Source organism: Microbacterium sp. 22195, from assembly GCF_052056515.1.
Taxonomy (GTDB): Bacteria; Actinomycetota; Actinomycetes; order Actinomycetales; family Microbacteriaceae; genus Microbacterium.
On sequence record NZ_JBQEPE010000001.1, the window covers coordinates 839,104 to 853,597 of the forward strand.

A 14,494-nucleotide genomic window follows, 5' to 3' on the forward strand; every position below is an offset into this window, starting at 1 on the left:
CAAGCCTATCGATGCCCGGAGCTCGTCTAGGCTGGCGGGATGCCGACCGCCGCCGTCCTCCCGCACGCGCTCGCGGACTGGTACCGGCAGGAGGCGAGGGATCTTCCCTGGCGGCGGGCCGAGTTCGCCGAGCGCTACGGCGCCTGGGGCACGCTGGTCAGCGAGTTCATGCTGCAGCAGACCCCGGTGACCCGCGTCATCCCGCACCTTCAGGCCTGGCTGGAGCGGTGGCCCACCCCTGCGGCGATGGCTGCGGCGACGCCGGCCGAAGTCGTGCACCAGTGGGCGAACCTCGGCTATCCGCGCCGGGCGCTGTGGCTGCACCGCGCGGCGGTCGAGGTCGTGGAGCGGCACGGCGGCACGGTGCCCCGTGACGTGGGCGCTCTGCTGGCGCTGTCGGGCATCGGCGACTACACGGCCAGGGCGGTCGCGGTCTTCTCCTACGGCGACCGGCATCCGGTCGTCGACACCAACACGCGCCGTGTGATCGCGCGCGCCGTCGACGGGCGCGCGCAGCCGGACGCCCCCGCGAAGAAGGACCTGGATCGTATGACGCAGCTCCTGCCGGAGGGCGTCGCGGAGTCAGCCGTCTTCAACGCCGCGATGATGGAACTCGGTGCCGTGATCTGCACCGCGCGCGCACCCCGTTGCGAGATCTGCCCGATCGCGGCCTCCTGCGCCTGGCTTCAGGCGGGCCGCCCGGACACCGGCGACACGCGGCGGCGGCAGGCGAAGTACGAGGGCTCGGACCGCCAGGCGCGCGGCGGCGTGCTGCGCGCGCTGCGCCATGCCGAGGGTCATCGGATGCCGGCGGATGCCGTGCTGGCCGACTGGCCGGACACCGCTCAGCGCGACCGGGCGATCGACTCTCTGATCGGCGACGGGCTGGTCGAGGCCGTGGACGGGCTGCTGCGCCTGCCCGTGTGAGGGGCAGGCGCAGGCAGAACCCTCCCCGAGCTGCCGAGAGTGGCCCGACGGTCACTCAGCGCTCGTCAGGCCTCGGCTCAGTCCTCGTCGTCGTGCACGTACGGGTCGGCGTCGCCGGCGTGGGTCGCACCTGCGGCGAGCTTGGCCACCTCTTCGTCCCGCTCGCGCGCCTGGCGCAGCAGGTCGGCGATGTGCCCGGCCGACTCCGGCAGCGCGTCCGGGATGAACTCCAGCGTCGGCACGAGGCGCACGTTCAGCTGACGGCCGACCTCCTTGCGCAGCATCCCGGTGGCAGAGGTCAGCGCGGCACCGCTGGCGACGCGCTCCTCCTCGCTTCCGAGCACCGTGTAGAACACCGACGCGTGCTGCAGGTCGCCCGACACGCGCACGTCGGTGATCGTCACGAAGCCCAGTCGCGGGTCGCGCAGCCCCTTCTCGAGGCGCTCGGCGAGGATGACGCGGATGCGATCCGCGAGCCGTGCCTGTCGTTCTCCAGCCATGTTCCTATTCCTATACCTTCCGAGCGGATTCCATGTGGAACCGCGAAGGCGGCTGCCTTCCCTTCACGAGCATTGGGGTAGGGGCCCCACTCTGCGAGTGAAGGGAAGGCAGCCGCCGGAGCAGCGTCCAGATGTCAGCCGCGAGGCTTCTCGACCATCTCCGTGGTCTCGATCTCGTCGCCGATCTGGATGTCGTTGTACTTGCCCAGGCCGATACCGGCCTCGAAGTCGGTGCGGACCTCGGTGACGTCATCCTTGAAGCGACGCAGCGACTCGATGGCCAGGCCATCGGCGATGACGACGCCGTCGCGGATGACGCGCGCCTTGGCGTTGCGCGTGATCGTTCCGGAGCGGACGATGACACCGGCGATGTTGCCGAACTTCGAGGAGCGGAACACCTCACGGATCTCGGCGACACCCGACTGGACCTCTTCGAACTCCGGCTTGAGCATGCCCTTGAGAGAGTTCTCGATCTCCTCGATGGCCGAGTAGATCACCGAGTAGAAGCGGATGTCCACGCCCTCGCGGTTCGAGGCCTCGCGTGCCTTGGCGTCCGGACGGACGTTGAAGCCCACGATGATCGCGTTGTCGATCGTCGCCAGGTTCACATCCGACTCCGTGATCGCACCGACACCGCGGTGGATGATGCGCAGCTGCACCGAGTCGTCGACCTCGATCTTGAGCAGCGACTCCTCCAGCGCCTCGACGGCACCGGACACGTCGCCCTTGATGATGAGGTTGAGCGTCTCGACCTTGCCCTCTTCGAGAGCACGGGTGAAGTCCTCGAGCGAGATGCGCTTGCGGGCCTTGGCCAGCTGGGCGTTGCGCTCGACGGCCTCGCGCTTCTCCGCGATCTGACGGGCCATGCGGTCCTCGTCGGTGACGATGAACACGTCACCGGCGCGGGGCACGGAGTTCAGACCCTGCACCTGCACGGGGCGGGACGGCGCGGCCTCGGTGACCTGCTCGCCGTTCTCGTCGAGCATGGCGCGGACGCGGCCGTACGCGGTGCCGGCGACGATGGCGTCTCCGACGCGCAGCGTTCCGGACTGGATCAGCACGGTGGCGACCGAACCGCGGCCCTTGTCGAGCTTGGCCTCGATCGCGACACCACGGGCCGCCTTGTTCGGGTTGGCCGTGAGGTCCAGACCCGCGTCGGCGGTCAGCAGCACGGCGTCGATCAGGTCCTGGATGCCGGTGCCCTGACGGGCCGACACATCCACGAACATGACGTCCCCGCCGTACTCCTCGGCGACCAGACCGTACTCGGTGAGCTGCTGGCGAACCTTGGCCGGGTTGGCCTCGGGCTTGTCGACCTTGTTGACCGCGACCACGATCGGCACGTCGGCCGCCTGGGCGTGGTTCAGCGCCTCCACCGTCTGCGGCATGATGCCGTCGTCGGCGGCGACCACGAGGATCGCGATGTCGGTCACCTGCGCACCACGGGCACGCATGGCGGTGAACGCCTCGTGACCCGGGGTGTCGATGAACGTGACAGCGCGCTCGATGCCGTCGTGCTCGGTCCAGATCTGGTACGCACCGATGTGCTGGGTGATGCCGCCGGCCTCGCCCTCGATGACGTTGCTCTTGCGGATCGCGTCGAGCAGTCGGGTCTTACCGTGGTCGACGTGACCCATGACGGTGACCACCGGCGGGCGGATCTCGAGGTCGTCCTCGCTCTCCGCCTCCAGCTCGGCCTCGAGGTCGAGACCGAAGCCCTCCAGGAGCTCCTTGTCCTCGTCCTCGGGCGAGACCATCTGGATCTTGTAGCCGAGCTCGGCACCCAGCACCTCGAAGGTCGCCTCGTCCAGGGACTCGGTGGCCGTGGCCATCTCACCCAGGTTGAAGAGGATCGTGACGAGCGTTCCGGGCTGGACGGTGTAACCGTTCAGAGCCTCGAGCTTGTCCGCGAAGTCGGCGATGGAGGCACCGCGGCGCAGACGGATGATCTCGCCGTTGCCCTTCGAGACGTTGACGCCGCCGACGACCGGCGCCGACCGCATCTCGAATTCCTGCCGCTTCGCCCGACGCGACTTGCGCTGCTTGCTCTTGCCGCCGCCCTTGCCGAAGGCACCTGCCGTGCCACCGCCGGGTCCACGACCACGACCGCCGCCGCCACCGGGACGACCGGCGAAGCCGCCGCCCGCGGGTGCGCCGCCCGGACGCTGGAATCCAGCGCCGCCAGCACCGCCGGGACGACCGGGACCGCCCGTGCGCTGCTGGAACGGAGCACCGGGACGACCGCCCTGACCGCCGCGAGCACCGCCACCGGGACGACCGGGACGCGGGGCGCCGATGCGCGGGGAGCCGGGACGCGGCGCCTGGGGACGCGGGATGTTACCCGGCGTCGGGCGCTGGCCCATGCCCTGTGCGGAGGCGAACGGGTTGTTTCCCGGACGCGGACCCGCCGGGCGCGAGCCCATGCCCTGCGCGGACGAGAACGGGTTGTTGCCGGGGCGGGGAGCGCCCGGCTTGGGTGCGCTGCCGCCCGGCTTCGGCGCGTTGCCGCCCGGCTTCGGCGCGCTGCCGCCCGGCTTGGGGGCGTCCGCAGCGGGTGCAGGCGCCTCCGCCTTCGGAGCCGCGGGTGCGGCTTCGGGGGCGGGTGCCTCGGCCTTGGCGGCCGGCTTGGGACCGGGCTTGGGTCCGGGGACCGGAGCACCGGGCTTGGGCGCGCCGGATGCCGGTGCCTTCGCCGCCGCAGGCTTCGCCTCGGGCTTGTCCGCGGCCTTGGCCGACGGGTCCGCCTCGATGGCAGCGCGGAGCTTGCGAGCCACAGGGGGCTCGATGGTGGAAGAGGGACTCTTCACGAACTCGCCGAGCTCCTTGAGCTTCGCGAGAGCGAACTTGCTGTCGACGCCGAGTTCAGCGGCGATCTCGTGCACGCGTGGTTTACCAGCCACAATTCTCCTGTCAGGGTCGGTCCGCCCTGGCAGGGCAGACCACTAGTCGCGGACGGGTCTCATTTCGAGCCGTTCACTTTGTTTCCATAGCCGTTCAGCCTTTGTTTCGGTGGAAGTACCGTTCGGTGGTCTGCGCATCCGCCGCTTCGGGGAAACCGATGGACGGAGAGATGCGAAGTGCTCGTGCGAAGGCCCGGCGCCGCAACGCGGCATCCAGGCACTCGCGTGACGGATGCAGCCACGCGCCCCTCCCCGGCAGCACGGCTCGCTCGTCGAAGACGAGCTCGTCATTGTGCAGGGCCACCCTGATCATGGCGGTTCGAGAGGCACGACCGCGGCAGCCGACACACGTTCGTACAGCTTCCATCTTACACCTCGCGACGCGGATCGAAGCCCGGCGCCCGGCGTGTGCGCAGAGTGCGTCGCTCCCCCGCGGTCACTCCTCGGCCATCACGCTGTCGGGCTGGATGTCGATCTTGGCGCCGGTGAGCTTGGCCGCGAGCCGGGCGTTCTGGCCCTCCTTGCCGATCGCGAGCGACAGCTGGTAGTCCGGGACGAGTGCGCGCACGGCCTTGGTGCCGGCATCCAGCACGAACGCCGAGGTGACCTTGGCCGGCGAGAGCGCATTGGCGACGAAGGTCGCCAGATCGGGGTGGTGGTCGACGATGTCGATCTTCTCGCCGGACAGTTCCTCGGTGACGGCCCGCACGCGGCGGCCCATCTCGCCGATGCAGGATCCCTTGGCGTTGACCGAGGGGTCGTTGGCCTTGACGGCGATCTTGGTGCGGTGACCCGCCTCGCGGGCGAGCGAGACGATCTCGACCAGACCGGCCGCGATCTCGGGGACCTCGAGGGCGAACAGCTTGCGGACCAGCCCGGGGTGGGTGCGCGACACGGTGATCTGGGGACCCTTCGTCCCCTTGGCGACGCTGGTCACGTACACCCGGAGGCGGGTGCCGTGGGCGTACTCCTCGCCGGGGACCTGCTCCTCGGGCGGCAGGATCGCCTCGACGGAGCCGAGATCGACGTGGATCATCCGCGGGTTGGGCCCCTGCTGGATGATGCCGGCGACGATGTCGCCCTCCTTGCCGCGGAACTCGCCGAGAACGGCGTCGTCGGCGATGTCGCGCAGGCGCTGGCCGATGACCTGCTTGGCGGCGTAGGCGGCGATGCGGCCGAAGTCCTCGGGCGTCGCCTCCTCCTCGCCGATGACCGCGCCCTCCTCGTCGGTGACGGGCTGCAGCACGGCGACGTGTCCGGTGGTGCGGTTCAGTTCGACGCGCACGCCCTCGGGCACAGCGCCGTCGGCGGAGACGTGCTTGCCGTAGGCGGTGAGGATGGCCTGCTCGATGATCGAGACCAGCTCGTCGAAGGGGATCGCCTTCTCCTTCTCGATTCCGCGCAGCAGTCCGAGTTCGATGTCCATCAGCGGTCTCCTCTATTCAGCTCTCTCCGCGGACAGACACTCCGCGGGCATCAGAAAAGAATACCCGAACCTCGGCCACTCAGATGAGCGCGTCGACGCCGAGCCAGAGGAGCAGCACGACGCACCCGAGCAGCGCGAGCTCCACGACGATGAACAGCGCCAGCCACGACCCGATGCGGGAGCGGATGCGCGTCGAGAGGTGGTTGACGGCGGGGTCGGCGGGATCGTAGAGGACCTCCACCGTGTCGCCGACCGCGGGAGCCACCAGAAGCCGCTCGGCGTCCTCGCCCGTGTACGCCCGATCGCGGACCGTGAAGCCGTAGTGCGCCAACGGCCGAGGAGCATCCTGCGGCAGCGGAAAGGGGACCATGTCGACCCGGGCGATCGATGCGGCGGCGCGCGGCCAGTTCCCGGCGATCTCCCGTGACTCGCGCAGCCTGCGCAGCAGGGCGCGCAGACCCCAGAGCCACGCGAGCGCGGCGAGTGCACCGAGCAGCAGGGCCACGACGCCGATCAGCACGCCGACGCCGTCCAGCAGGCCGCTCAGCATGTCCCAGATGTCCATCCTGGAAGGCTAGCCGGATACGACCGGCCCTGACGTCAGTGCCGGTGCCGCGCACCCGCGGGTCGCGGCACCGGCATCCGCTCAGGCCCGGTGCACCTGCACGACGGCAGGGCGCGGCGCCGTCGCGATGTCGCCCGGCGCGGTCGAGCCGTAGTCCGGGAACAGCGAGCGCGGCTGGTCGAAGGTGCCGTCCTCCCCCGGATGCTGCACCGCGACGAACACGAGGCCCTCGCGGTCGTGGATCACCGGACCGCAGGTCTCGGCGTCCCGCGGCACGGAGAGGAACTGCTGCACGTGGCCGCGCTCGGAGCCGGTCAGCGGCACCTTGAACAGCCCGTCGCCGTAGCCGATCGTGCCCGGCGCGCCGTCCGTGGAGATCCACAGATCGCCCTGGGAGTCGAACGCGACGTTGTCGGGGCAGGAGATCGGAGAGACCAGCTCCTTCGGGAATCCGGCGAAGTAGGCGTTCTCGAAGGTGTTCGGATCGCCGCACAGCATCAGGATGCTCCACCCGAAGCGGGTTCCCGACTGCCCGGCCGTCTCGGTGATCTCCACCACGTGTCCATAGCGGTTGCCGCGCACCGGGTTGGCCTCGTCTACCTCGTTGCGCCGGGAGTTGTTGGTGAGCGCGACGTACACCTTGCCGGTGACCGGGCTCGGCTCGACGTCCTCGGGGCGATCCATCTTCGTCGCGCCGACCGCGTCGGCGGCGAGGCGGGTGTAGACGAGCACCTGCTCAGTGGTGAAGCCCGGCACCACGCTATCGCCGTTCCTGGTGAGCGGCAGCCACTCTCCGGTGCCGTCGAACGCTCCGTCGGTCGGCAGCGCGCCGGTTCCGGTGATCTCCGCGGCGGGCGAGTCGCCACGGAACCTGGCGACGAACAGGTCGCCCTCGCTGAGCAGCTTCAGGTTCTTCTTGCGCGAACCCGAGATGCGGTTCTTCGAGACGAACTTGTAGAGGTAGTCGTTGCGCTCGTCATCACCCATGTACGCCACGACGCGGCCGTCCTCGGCGACGCGCACATTGGCGCCTTCGTGCTTGAAGCGCCCCATCGCGGTGTGCTTCCGCGGCGTAGAGGTGGGGTTCTGCGGGTCGATCTCGACGATGTAGCCGAACCGGTTCGGCTCGTTCACGTAGTCCGCCCGGTGCGCGTCGAAGCGCGGGTCGTAGGCTTCCCAGCCGGTGGAGGTGCTCGTCGTGCTCGAGCCGCTGTACCGCTTCTGCTCGGCCGTGTCGGCCGCCCACGCGAAGTAGCCGTTGAAGTTCTCCTCGCCGGAGAGGATGGTGCCCCACGGAGTGGTGCCGCCGGAGCAGTTGCCCAGGGTGCCGCGCACCCAACGGCCCTCCGGGTCGGCGGCGGTCTTGACGAGGTCGGACCCTGCGGCGGGGCCGGTGAGCTCGAACACCGTCTCGACGGTGATGCGGCGGTTCCGCCGGCCGTCGACGACGTACTCCCACGGGTCCCCCACGCGGCGACGGCGGATCTCGACGACCGACATGCCCTGGGCGGCCTTGTAGATGTCACCGCGACGACGCAGCTCGGCGGCATCGCCGGTGTCGCGGAACATGAGGTTCGGGTTGACGTACTCGTGGTTGTTCACGAGCACGCCGGTCTTCCCGCTGGGATCCGCGACGATGTCGAGGTAGTCGCTGTTGTAGCCGAACTGCCCGGCCTGCGCCTCGGGCGTCTGCGCCTCGATGTTGAAGGCCGGCGTGCTCGAGAAGAGCGGATCGCCCCAGCGGATGATCGGCTTCCAGGTGTAGCCGTCCGGCACGGTGAAGGCGTCCACCTCGGCCGGAACCGGGGCGATCGCACCGAAGGACAGGCCTGCGCGACCAGGCCGCGCGAAGGACGCGCCCGGTCCCCCGACGCCTGCCGCCGAGGGCGCGGAGGTCGGTGCGCCCTCGCCTCGTCCCACTCCCACGGCGACCGCCACCGCGGCCGCAGCACCGAGTCCGAAGAGGGCACGACGGGAGAAGACGGCCGTGGCGATCGAGCGGAAGTCCTCGTTGGCGGACGTGTTGCACTCGGGGCCGAGGCACGCGTTCGCGCACTTGAGCTGACAGGTGACCGCTGAGCGCTTGCCTCGCACGTGATCGAGCATGGGCAGATTGCGTCGCGTGGGTTCGGCCAGAGTCATCGGTCCTCCTCGTCGGATGCGGTGGATGACACGATGCCGGGCGCTGATGACGGGCGGATGAACGGGGTTTGAACTCGGCGTTGTGCCTCAGCCCACCACGACGCGCAGCCAGGAGAGGATGGCGCCCAGCGCCTCGGGGTCCAGGCGCGTACCCGGTTCGTTGTACCCGCTCCCGGGAGCGGCAGCCCGTTCCTCCGGCGAGCGCAGATCCTCCTTGAGCACATGGTTGGCGTGCTCGGGGAACGCGAAGGTCACGTTCGGCATCCCGGATGCCGCCGACCGGAGCGGACCGCCGTCGAGCTCGGCGTCCACCTGAACGTCCCTGCGTCCGATGAGCACCAGAGCGGGGACGGTGACCGATGCGAGGGCCGCCGTCGCATCCTCGTTCCACAGCTCCCGCGCGAACGGGAGGTTCACCGGGGTCTCGAAGCTCGCCAGCACGCCGCGCACGCCCTCCGGCAGGCGCGGATCGGCGTCCATGGGCTCGCCGGCGCTGTAACGCGCGGCGGCCTGCTCGACGAGCGGGAACAGCTCGTCTCCGTCGGGAAGGGAGCCGAGCTGCGCGCGCAACTGGCTCAGGAGAACAGCACCGATGCTACGGCCGGGAGGAGCGGTGAGCACGAGACCGGCGAAGGGCGGATGCTGGGCGCTGCCCGCATAGTGCAGCACGTGCAGACATCCCTCGCTGTTGCCGAGACCGACGATGCGCGTGGAATCGATGTTGCGCTGGGCGGTGAGGACTCCGACCGCCGCGACGAGCTCGTCGAGGTGGGACTCCATGCTCATCCGGCCGGCGATCTTCGGGATGTTCTCCGCGACGTGCGGCCCGGAGGCGCGCTTGTCGTACCGGAGCGAGGCGATGCCCGCCGCGGCGAGATACTCGGCGAGCAGCACCGCCGAGCCGTTGTCCCCCGGCAGCAGAGGTGACGTCCAGTCGCGATCCGTGGGTCCGCTGCCTGCGACCATGACCACGGCAGGATGCGGCCCACCGGCGTCCGGCGTGGTGAACGTTCCGAACATGTCGATGCCGTCGAGCTGCCAGCTGACCTCCGCCGAATGCGTCATGTGCTCATGATGACACTCCCGCGCTCGCCCTCGGGAGACCCGTTCCACGCTCGACATGCGCACGGCGGCGAGCGCCGGCCCTGCCGGGTCGGCGGGTCCGGACGCTTCATACTGAGGGCATGGAGCGATTCGACACGGTCGTCGTCGGTGCGGGCATGGCAGGCGTCACGTGCGCCAGGATGCTGGCCGACGCGGGCAGGCGCGTCGTGGTGCTGGAGGCGCGGGAGCGCATCGGCGGGCGGATGCGCACGGACCGCACCGCCGGTTTCCCCGTCGATCTCGGCGCCTCCTGGATCCACGGCATCGAGCACTCGCCGCTCTGGGAGCTGGTGCAGGCGCTGGACATCCCGACGCGGGAGTTCACGGTGGGGAGCTTCCAGGCGGGCGGGCGGCCGATCGAGCACTTCGACGGCACCGGACGGCCGATGGATGCTGCGGCGTCCGAACGATGGATCTCCGACGTGGAGGCGGTGGACGCCGCACTCGCGGAGCAGATCGCCGCCTCCGCTCCCGGGGACAGCTACCTGGACGTGACCGAACGCGCGCTGGACGCCTCAGGGCTGGATGCCGAGCGGATCGACGAGATCCGCGAGTTCTTCCGGCATCGTGTCGAGGAGCAGTGCGGTGCCTGGATCGGCGACCTCGACGCGCACGGCCTCGACGAGGACGGCATCGACGGTGATGAGGTGATCTTCCCGCACGGCTATGACGAGATCCCGCACCGCATCTCGGTGGGGCTCGATGTGCGACTGTCGCATGCCGTCAGGACGATCCGGCGCACGGATGCCGAATGGCTCGCCCACACGGACGACGGCGACCTCAGCGCGCAGCAGGTCGTCGTCACCGTGCCGCTCGGCGTGCTGAAGGCCGGCACGATCGCCTTCGACCCGCCGTTGCCCGAGGCCGCCACGGGACCGATCCCCCGGCTCGGCATGGGGGTGTTCAACAAGATCTTCGTGCAGTTCCCCGAGCGCTTCTGGCGTGCGGACACGTACGTCATCCGCGCGCTCGGCGAGGCGGGCGAGCGCTGGCACTCCTGGTACGACGTATCGTCGATCAGCGGCGTCCCGACCCTGCTCACCTTCGCGGCGGGTCCGCTGGGCCGGCACCTCCAGACCCTTCGGGATGCCGAGGTCGTCGCGGACTCCGTCAGCGCGCTCCGTGCCCTGTACGGGGACGCAGTGGGCGACCCGATCGCCTCGTGGGTCACGCGGTGGGGCGACGACCCGTTCGCCGCGGGCTCCTACTCGCATCTGCCGGTCGGGGCATCGCATCACGATCACGATGCCCTGGCGGGGCCGTTCGAAGGCGGCCTGCACTTCGCGGGCGAGGCAACCTGGGGCGCGGAGCCCGCGACGGTCGGAGCCGCGTACCGTTCGGGGCATCGGGCTGCGGAGCGGATCCTCGGGCACGCCGTCGACCTCGCGGAGTTCGCGAAGCATGTGGCGGAGAGGACCGCGGATCACCCTCCCCGGAGATGATTTCTCCGTATCAGCACTGATGCGCGAGCTGTGACACCCACCTAGCCTTCTGTCGGAACAGGGGTCGCATCGGTGCGCCCCGTCGTTGGAAGGCGGAATCATGAAGCGAATGGCACTGGGGGCCACCGTCGCGCTGGTGTTCGTGCTGGTCGGGACGGGCACGGCGTACGCGGGAGAGGTGACGGGCAACGGCAAGGATGCGCAGGGCGCGAATCATGCCTCCTCCGAATGCGCGTTCTCCGGACAGGACACCTGGGACCAGGTGGAGAACAACCCTGCGGGGTTCGACGATGACGCGCTCGCGATGCGCGGCAGTCAGAAGCACGGCTACCACGGGGTGCAGAACTTCGGCACGTTCATGCGCAACCCCGATGTCAAGGCCTCGATGGGCGGCTTCAACCCCGGCGACGCCTGCCGTGGCAACATGACCGAGTCCCCGGAGCCCTGACCCGATCTCGAGCACCGCTCGCCGTCGGCCCCGCCTGCGGCGAGCGTTCGCCCCGTCGGCCTCAGCGTGCCGAGGGCAGCTCGTTGATGGCGCGGATCAGCGCGAACAGCGAGCCCACGGAGCGCTGGGCGAGGTTCAGCACGATGCGGGGCAGCTCGACGGCATCCCCGTCGGCGAGTTCCACGTCGAGCGGGTCGGTGCGCTCGATGCGCCCTTCCGCGCACATGCCGCCGAAGCGCTCGTTGAGGCTGTCGATGTCGACATCCGTCGGTTCGTGCACCAGCCGCAGGACCAGCCTGTCCCCCACCCAGCGCAGCGAGTCGTAGTTGCGCCAGAAGCCGGTGATGTTCGCCACGGCCTCGCTGACGGAGTCGGTGATGAGCACGCGGTCGAGGTCGTCCCGTGAGATCACTCCTGCTGGGGCGAGATGCTCGTCGACGAAGGTCTTCAGGCCTGTCCAGAACGAACCGCCCTGTGCGTCGAGCAGCACGATCGGCATCGGCTCGGCCTTGCCGGTCTGCTGCAGGGTCAGCAGCTCGAACATCTCGTCCATCGTCCCGAATCCCCCGGGCAGGCAGATGAACCCGCGGGACTCCTTCATGAGCATGAGCTTGCGGGTGAAGAAGTACTTCATCGAGACGACCCGCGCATCCTGGGCGATGATCGTGTTCATCCGCTCCTCGAACGGCAGCCTGATGGAGACACCCAGCGACATCCTCGCGCCGGCTCCCTCGGCGGCGGCCTGCATGATGCCAGGGCCGGCGCCCGTGACGACCATCCATCCGTCGCTCGCGAGCGCGGCGGCCACATCGCGAGCCTGGATGTAGAGCGGGTCGTCCTGCGCGGTGCGCGCCGATCCGAACACCGTGACCTTGGGCACCTGGTGGAAGGGCTGGAAGAGCCGGAAGGCATCGTGCATCTCGCTCAGCGCGGCCGACGCGATCTTCAGGTCCAGCCGGTCCGTGTGCTCGACCCCGAGCTTCAGCGCGGTCTGCAGCATCCGCGCGATCAGCCCCCGGTCGGTGTGGATGCCCGCACGGTCGAGAAGCGTCGTCAGTTCGTGTCGCAGGTCGTCGTTCAGCGTGGCATCCGTCATGCCCTCAGCCTGTCACAGGCGCAGCCCGGGCGGAGTCCTCGAGCAGGTCGGCGACGCGTCGAGGTGGATCATCGCGCCACGGCACGATGATCCACCTCACGGGTGCGTCCGGCATCCGTGTTCGCACGGATGCTGTCATCTCAGCGCGTGAGTCGTGCGACGGCATCCGCCGCCGAGATCGCCTCGCGCTCGCCGGTCGCGCGGTCCCACAGCTCGACCTGCCCTTCGGCCGCGCCACGGCCGACGATCACGATCTTCGGCACGCCGACCAGCTCGGCGTCGCCGAACTTCACACCGGGCGAAACCTTCACCCGGTCGTCGTAGAGCACGTCCAGGCGAGCAGCCTCGAGCTGGTTCGCGATGTCCTCCGCCACGTCGAAGGCGACCTGGTCGCGCCCTGCTGCGACGACCTGCACGTCGAACGGGGCGACGGATGCCGGCCAGATCAAACCCTTGTCGTCGTTGTTCAGCTCGGCGATGATCGCGAGGATGCGGGTCACGCCGATGCCGTAGGAGCCCATCGTCACCGTCACGAGCTTGCCGTTCTGGTCGAGCACCTTCAGCCCCAGGGTCTCGGCGAAGAAGCGACCGAGCTGGAAGACGTGTCCGATCTCCATACCGCGGGCGAGTTCGACCGGACCGGAGCCGTCGGGAGCGGGGTCGCCCTCGCGGACGTTCGCGATCTCGACGATGCCGTCGGCGAAGAAGTCGCGACCCGCGACCACCGAGTGCGCGTGCTTCTCGTCGATGTTCGCACCGGTGATCCACACTGTGCCCTCGCTCACGCGCGGGTCGACCAGGTAGCGGATGCCGGTGGCGGACTCCTCGCCAAGCACCGCGCCCGTCTCGGACCAGGGGCCGATGTAGCCACGGACGAGCAGGGGGTTCTTCTCGAAGTCCTCGGGCGTCGCGGTCTCGACCTCCGCGGGCGCGAACGCGACCTCCGCACGCTTCTCGTCGACCTCACGGTCGCCGGGGATGCCGACCACGACGAGCTCGCGGGTGCCGTCGAGATGGGTGAGCGCGAGCACCACGTTCTTGAGCGTGTCCGCCGCGGTGTACTCGCCCTCCAGCGTCTTGTTGGCATGTGCCACGAGTGTCTCGATCGTCGGCGTCGCGGGCGAATCGAAGATCGTCGCAGCGGGCACGGCGGAGAAGTCGACAGGCTCGGGAACGGCGGTCGTGAACGCCTCGACGTTCGCCGCGTAGCCGCCGGCGGAACGCACGAAGGTGTCCTCGCCGACCGGCGTCGGGTGCAGGAACTCCTCGCTGCGGGCGCCGCCCATCAGGCCGTTGTCGGCGTTCACGATCACGTACTCGAGGCCGAGGCGCTGGAAGATCCGCTCATAGGCGTCGCGCTGCTTCTGATAGCTGACGTCCAGTCCCTCGTCGGAGGAGTCGAAGGAGTAGGCATCCTTCATCGTGAACTCGCGACCGCGCAGAAGGCCCGCTCGCGGACGCGCCTCGTCGCGGTACTTGTCCTGGATCTGATAGATCGTCAGCGGCAGGTCCTTGTACGAGGAGTACAGGTCCTTGACCAGCAGCGTGAACATCTCCTCGTGCGTCGGCGCGAGCAGGTAGTCGGCGCCCTTGCGGTCCTGCAGACGGAAGATCCCGTCGCCGTAGGACTCCCAGCGTCCCGACTGCTCGTAGGGGTCGCGCGGCAGCAGCGCGGGGAAGTGGACCTCCTGCGCGCCGGCGTTGCCCATCTCCTCGCGGATGATCTGCTCGATGCGCGACTTGACCTTCAGGCCGAGCGGCAGCCACGTGAACACTCCTGGCGCTGCGCGGCGGATGTAGCCGGCGCGAACGAGCAGCTTGTGGCTGGTGACCTCTGCGTCTGCAGGGTCTTCGCGGAGCGTGCGGAGGAAGAAGTTCGATAGACGTGTGACCACGGGTCGATTGTATCGACCGCGTGGACGCCCATCCGCCGCGCGTCGGTTC

12 protein-coding genes are annotated in these 14,494 nt (G+C 69.4%); 3 read left to right on the top strand and 9 right to left on the bottom strand.

Going from position 1 to position 14,494, the window contains the following annotated elements; genetic code table 11:
• The first annotated feature begins 39 nt into the window (after positions 1-39).
• Positions 40-927 (top strand): A/G-specific adenine glycosylase, encoded by an 888-nt coding sequence (locus ACTJJ4_RS04205; RefSeq protein WP_440942145.1) that lies wholly within the window; start codon positions 40-42, stop codon positions 925-927.
• Positions 928-1,004: 77 nt separating this feature from the next.
• Here the strand turns inward: ACTJJ4_RS04205 and rbfA are convergent, their stop codons facing one another.
• The 7 genes from rbfA to ACTJJ4_RS04240 all read right to left on the bottom strand — a co-directional run bounded on the left by rbfA (position 1,005) and on the right by ACTJJ4_RS04240 (position 9,525).
• Positions 1,005-1,427 carry a 30S ribosome-binding factor RbfA gene (gene rbfA / locus ACTJJ4_RS04210; RefSeq protein ID WP_292697835.1) on the bottom strand — a complete coding sequence of 141 codons (423 nt, stop codon included), beginning with the start codon at positions 1,425-1,427 and terminating at the stop codon, positions 1,005-1,007.
• A 134-nt stretch (positions 1,428-1,561) separates the two neighbouring features.
• A complete protein-coding gene (infB, locus tag ACTJJ4_RS04215) occupies positions 1,562-4,327 on the bottom strand; it encodes a translation initiation factor IF-2 (RefSeq protein ID WP_440942146.1) in 2,766 nt (921 codons plus the stop codon).
• A gap of 94 nt (positions 4,328-4,421) precedes the next feature.
• Positions 4,422-4,694 carry a YlxR family protein gene (locus tag ACTJJ4_RS04220; protein ID WP_440942147.1) on the bottom strand — a complete coding sequence of 91 codons (273 nt, stop codon included), beginning with the start codon at positions 4,692-4,694 and terminating at the stop codon, positions 4,422-4,424.
• Between the two features lie 69 nt (positions 4,695-4,763).
• Positions 4,764-5,753 (bottom strand): transcription termination factor NusA, encoded by a 990-nt coding sequence (gene nusA, locus ACTJJ4_RS04225; RefSeq protein WP_292697842.1) that lies wholly within the window; start codon positions 5,751-5,753, stop codon positions 4,764-4,766.
• Between the two features lie 79 nt (positions 5,754-5,832).
• Positions 5,833-6,318 (bottom strand): DUF3592 domain-containing protein, encoded by a 486-nt coding sequence (locus ACTJJ4_RS04230; RefSeq protein WP_440942148.1) that lies wholly within the window; start codon positions 6,316-6,318, stop codon positions 5,833-5,835.
• 81 nt (positions 6,319-6,399) lie between these two features.
• Positions 6,400-8,460 carry a PhoX family protein gene (locus ACTJJ4_RS04235; RefSeq protein WP_440942149.1) on the bottom strand — a complete coding sequence of 687 codons (2,061 nt, stop codon included), beginning with the start codon at positions 8,458-8,460 and terminating at the stop codon, positions 6,400-6,402.
• An 87-nt stretch (positions 8,461-8,547) separates the two neighbouring features.
• The gene (locus ACTJJ4_RS04240) at positions 8,548-9,525 is read right to left on the bottom strand and encodes an alpha/beta hydrolase (protein ID WP_440942150.1); all 978 of its coding nucleotides are present in this window, start codon (positions 9,523-9,525) and stop codon (positions 8,548-8,550) included.
• Between the two features lie 119 nt (positions 9,526-9,644).
• On the opposite strand from ACTJJ4_RS04240, the gene ACTJJ4_RS04245 reads away from it, so the two are divergent.
• A complete protein-coding gene (locus tag ACTJJ4_RS04245) occupies positions 9,645-11,006 on the top strand; it encodes a flavin monoamine oxidase family protein (RefSeq protein ID WP_440942151.1) in 1,362 nt (453 codons plus the stop codon).
• Positions 11,007-11,106: 100 nt separating this feature from the next.
• Positions 11,107-11,454 (top strand): hypothetical protein, encoded by a 348-nt coding sequence (locus tag ACTJJ4_RS04250; RefSeq protein WP_440942152.1) that lies wholly within the window; start codon positions 11,107-11,109, stop codon positions 11,452-11,454.
• 61 nt (positions 11,455-11,515) lie between these two features.
• Here ACTJJ4_RS04250 and ACTJJ4_RS04255 read toward each other — a convergent pair whose 3' ends face one another.
• Positions 11,516-12,550, bottom strand: coding sequence for a TIGR00730 family Rossman fold protein (locus ACTJJ4_RS04255; protein ID WP_440942153.1), 1,035 nt, complete (start codon positions 12,548-12,550; stop codon positions 11,516-11,518).
• 140 nt (positions 12,551-12,690) lie between these two features.
• Positions 12,691-14,445, bottom strand: coding sequence for a proline--tRNA ligase (locus ACTJJ4_RS04260; protein ID WP_440942154.1), 1,755 nt, complete (start codon positions 14,443-14,445; stop codon positions 12,691-12,693).
• Positions 14,446-14,494 lie beyond the last annotated feature (49 nt).

Excerpts from the sequence above, each read along its gene's own strand:
- ACTJJ4_RS04205 (WP_440942145.1), top strand. The coding sequence starts at position 40 with ATGCCGACCGCCGCCGTCCTCCCGCACGCGCTCGCGGACTGGTACCGG.
- rbfA (WP_292697835.1), bottom strand. The coding sequence starts at position 1,427 with ATGGCTGGAGAACGACAGGCACGGCTCGCGGATCGCATCCGCGTCATC.
- ACTJJ4_RS04220 (WP_440942147.1), bottom strand. The coding sequence starts at position 4,694 with ATGGAAGCTGTACGAACGTGTGTCGGCTGCCGCGGTCGTGCCTCTCGA.
- nusA (WP_292697842.1), bottom strand. The coding sequence starts at position 5,753 with ATGGACATCGAACTCGGACTGCTGCGCGGAATCGAGAAGGAGAAGGCG.
- ACTJJ4_RS04230 (WP_440942148.1), bottom strand. The coding sequence starts at position 6,318 with ATGGACATCTGGGACATGCTGAGCGGCCTGCTGGACGGCGTCGGCGTG.
- ACTJJ4_RS04235 (WP_440942149.1), bottom strand. The coding sequence starts at position 8,460 with ATGACTCTGGCCGAACCCACGCGACGCAATCTGCCCATGCTCGATCAC.
- ACTJJ4_RS04240 (WP_440942150.1), bottom strand. The coding sequence starts at position 9,525 with ATGACGCATTCGGCGGAGGTCAGCTGGCAGCTCGACGGCATCGACATG.
- ACTJJ4_RS04245 (WP_440942151.1), top strand. The coding sequence starts at position 9,645 with ATGGAGCGATTCGACACGGTCGTCGTCGGTGCGGGCATGGCAGGCGTC.
- ACTJJ4_RS04250 (WP_440942152.1), top strand. The coding sequence starts at position 11,107 with ATGAAGCGAATGGCACTGGGGGCCACCGTCGCGCTGGTGTTCGTGCTG.
- ACTJJ4_RS04255 (WP_440942153.1), bottom strand. The coding sequence starts at position 12,550 with ATGACGGATGCCACGCTGAACGACGACCTGCGACACGAACTGACGACG.